Source organism: Agromyces sp. P1_H4, assembly GCF_056405255.1.
The window spans coordinates 1-3145 of record NZ_JBFUCL010000397.1; the positions used below are offsets into that span (position 1 = coordinate 1).

The following is a 3145-nucleotide window of genomic DNA, read 5'->3' on the forward strand; positions in this document are numbered from 1 at the left end:
AGCGAAGGCCGCCGCCGAAGCGGCCGCCGCCGCCGAAGCCGCCGAATCCTCCTCGGGGTCGTCGTCGAGCTCTTCGCGACCCGGTGCGCCGTCGAACCCGAGCGCGGCCCAGGCCATCGCCCGTGACATGCTGCTCGCCCGCGGCTGGGGCGACGACCAGTTCGGCTGCCTCGTCGAGCTGTGGAACCACGAGTCGGGCTGGAACGTCTACGCCTCGAACCCGAGCGGCGCCTACGGCATCCCGCAGGCCCTCCCCGGCAGCAAGAYGGCGACCGCCGGCCCCAATTGGCAGTCCGATCCCGCGACCCAGATCTCGTGGGGCCTCGGCTACATCACGGGCCGCTACGGCACCCCGTGCGGCGCGTGGGACTCGTTCAACTCGCAGGGCTGGTACTGATCCGGCTCCGGCCTCGCGCCGAGTGATCCTGAACGCCCCCGACGGTCCGCCGTCGGGGGCGTTCGCCGTTCAGTCCTCGTCGGCCGGAGCCGACAGGCGCAACTCCTCGAGGTCGATGCGCGCCTGCAGTCGTCGCAGGATGACGTCGTCGATGCGCCGGTCGTGCCGGAGCGCCAGGAGCGCGGCGCGCTTCGCCGGCAGGATGGCCAGGTGCAGCGCGTCCTCCTCGTCGCGCGCGCTCGCGTCACGGACGGCGGCCTCCGGACGGCCGTCCTCCCGGTGGATGAGCTGCAGCCGATCCTCGTAGGAGGTGCGCAGGCCGTCGACGATCGGACCGCTCGTGCCGAGCTCACCCGCTGCGACGGGAAGCGCCTCCAGCGCGGCACGGAGCATCGCCTGCTCGCCGAGGAGCTCCTCGTCGAACTCGCGCGGGTCGCGCGCGAGTCCCGACCACCGCACGACGGCCGGGAGCGTCAGCCCCTGCACGACGAGCGTGAAGAGGATCACGACGAACGTCACCGCGATCACGAGGTCGCGGCCGGGCAGCGGTGCGCCGTCCGAGGTCTGCTGCGGGAGGGCCAGCGCGGCGGCGAGCGACACGGCGCCGCGGAATCCGGCCCAGCTGATCGGGAACCGCTGGCGGAAGCCCACCCGCCGCGTGCGCTGCACCGGCCGGCGGTCGACGAGGCGGATCAGGTAGGGCGTGGTCACGCCCCAGAGCAGTCGCACCGCCATGACCCCGATGGCGCACGCCAGCCCGAAGAGCACGGCGCTCGGCCAGTCGGCGCCGAGTCCGTCGACCACGGGCTTCAGCTCGAGCCCGATGAGCACGAACAGGGCGCCGTTCAGCACGTAGCTCGCCAGCTGCCAGAAGCCGAACGTCTGCGCACGCGTCGCCGCCGTGATGATGCGCGGACCGACCTGGCTGATGACGAGGCCGCAGACGACCACGGCGACGACGCCGGATGCCCCGACCAGCTCGGCCGGCAGGTACGCAACGAACGGGGTGAGCACACTGAGGGTGCCGCCGAGCAGCCGGTCGCCGCGGAAGAGCTTCCGCACCTGGTAGGCGGCGAATCCGATCGCGAGCCCGATGCCGATGCCGACCGCATAGGCGTACAGGAACTGCACCGAGAGGCTGCCGGCCGTGATCGACGCGCCCGCGGTGGCCGCCCCGACCGCGACCGAGTACAGCACCAGGGCGGTCCCGTCGTTCAGCAGGCTCTCGGCTCGCAGGATCGTGCCCTGCCGGCGGGGGAGGCGTCGCACGACCGCGGCCACCGCCGTGGCATCCGTGGGCGACAGGATGGCACCGAGCGCGAGCGCCATCGGCCACGGCAGGCCGAACGACGAGGCGAGCCACGCGATCGCGAATGCCGTGATGAAGACGAGTCCGACCGCCAGCAGCACGATGACCCGGAGGTTGTCGCGGATCTCGCGGAGCGAGGTGTTCAGCGACTCCCAGTAGAGCAGCGCGGGGAGGAACAGCAGCAGCACGAGCTCGGGCGGCAGTTCCACGTGGATGCCGGGCACGAAGCTCAGCGCCGCACCCGCGAGCAGCAGGATGAGGGGTGCCGGCACGGGCACGCGCTGCGCGAGCATCCCGCCGCCGAGGATGGTGGCGCCGAGCACCACCACGAGGATCAGGCCTTCCATGTGCGCTCCTCCATCGGGTTCGAGGTCCAATGTAGGGGAGCGGGCGGAGGCGGTCGCGTGTCAAGCGCCTGCACGCGGCATCCGCCCTCGATAGCCTGACGGCATGGCCGATGAGCAGACGAAGACCGCCGGGGGAGGGCCGTTCGCGGGGCTCATCGCGTGGGGCAAGAGGGTCACGGCGTGGGCGCTCGCGACGCGGGCCGTGCGGGCGTGGTTCATCTACCTCGAGCACCACGGCCCGATGCTCGCCGACAGCATCACCTACCGCACCCTCTTCTCCGTGTTCGCCGGGGTGTTCCTCGGCTTCGCGATCGGCGGGGTGTGGCTCTCGGGTCAGCCCGACGCGATGCAGGCCATCGTGACGACGCTCGACGCCGCCATTCCCGGGCTCATCGGCGAGGACGCGCTCATCGACCCGGCCGACCTGATCCAGCCGCTCACCCTGAGCCTCACCGGGATCCTCGCCCTGGTCGGCCTCATCGGTGCGGCCATGGGCGCGGTCGGGTCACTGCGCATCGCGTTCCGCACCCTCGCCGACCAGCCCGACGACCAGACCTTCTTCGTCTGGGTGATGGGGCGCGACCTGCTGCTCGCCATCGGATTCGGCGCGGCGCTCACGGCGGCGGCCTTCGTGACCTTCTTCAGCACCACCGCGGTCGACACCATCCTCGGCTGGTTCGGCGCGTCGCAGACGGACGCCACCTCGGAGGTCGTCACCCGGGTCATCTCCACCGCGGTCATCTTCGCCATCGACACGGTGGTGATCGCGGCGATGTTCCGGATCCTGTCGGGCGTCAGGCCGAGCGCCCGGTCGCTGTGGGCCGGTGCGCTCCTCGGCGGCGTCGGCCTCACCGTGCTGCAGGTGCTCTCGAGCCTCTTCGTCGCCGGCGCGACCAGCAATCCGCTGCTCGCCTCGTTCGGCTCGCTCATCGCCCTGCTGCTCTGGTTCAACCTCTCGAGCCAGGTGATCCTCATCGTCGGGTCGTTCATCGTCGCGGCCGTCGACGAGGAGCACGACCGCGTCCGCGCTCGCTACGGCGCGTCGACGCTCGCTCTGCGGCGCCTCCAGCGCGCCGAACGGCGGGCGACGGA

3 protein-coding genes are annotated in these 3145 nt (G+C 71.9%); 2 read left to right on the top strand and 1 reads right to left on the bottom strand.

Going from position 1 to position 3145, the window contains the following annotated elements:
* Positions 1-397, top strand: a 397-nt coding sequence (locus tag AC1DY2_RS17800) for an aggregation-promoting factor C-terminal-like domain-containing protein (RefSeq protein ID WP_476763619.1), incomplete at its 5' end; no start/stop codon positions are given.
* A gap of 69 nt (positions 398-466) precedes the next feature.
* Here AC1DY2_RS17800 and AC1DY2_RS17805 read toward each other — a convergent pair.
* Complete coding sequence (locus AC1DY2_RS17805; protein WP_476763620.1) at positions 467-2053, bottom strand: Na+/H+ antiporter; 1587 nt, start codon at positions 2051-2053, stop codon at positions 467-469.
* Between the two features lie 103 nt (positions 2054-2156).
* Between AC1DY2_RS17805 and AC1DY2_RS17810 the strand changes: the two genes are divergently transcribed.
* On the top strand, positions 2157-3145 hold a 989-nt coding region (locus AC1DY2_RS17810; RefSeq protein ID WP_476763621.1), incomplete at its 3' end, for a YihY/virulence factor BrkB family protein.

Coding starts and splice junctions, on each gene's coding strand:
- AC1DY2_RS17805 (WP_476763620.1), bottom strand. CDS start 2,053: ATGGAAGGCCTGATCCTCGTGGTGGTGCTCGGCGCCACCATCCTCGGC.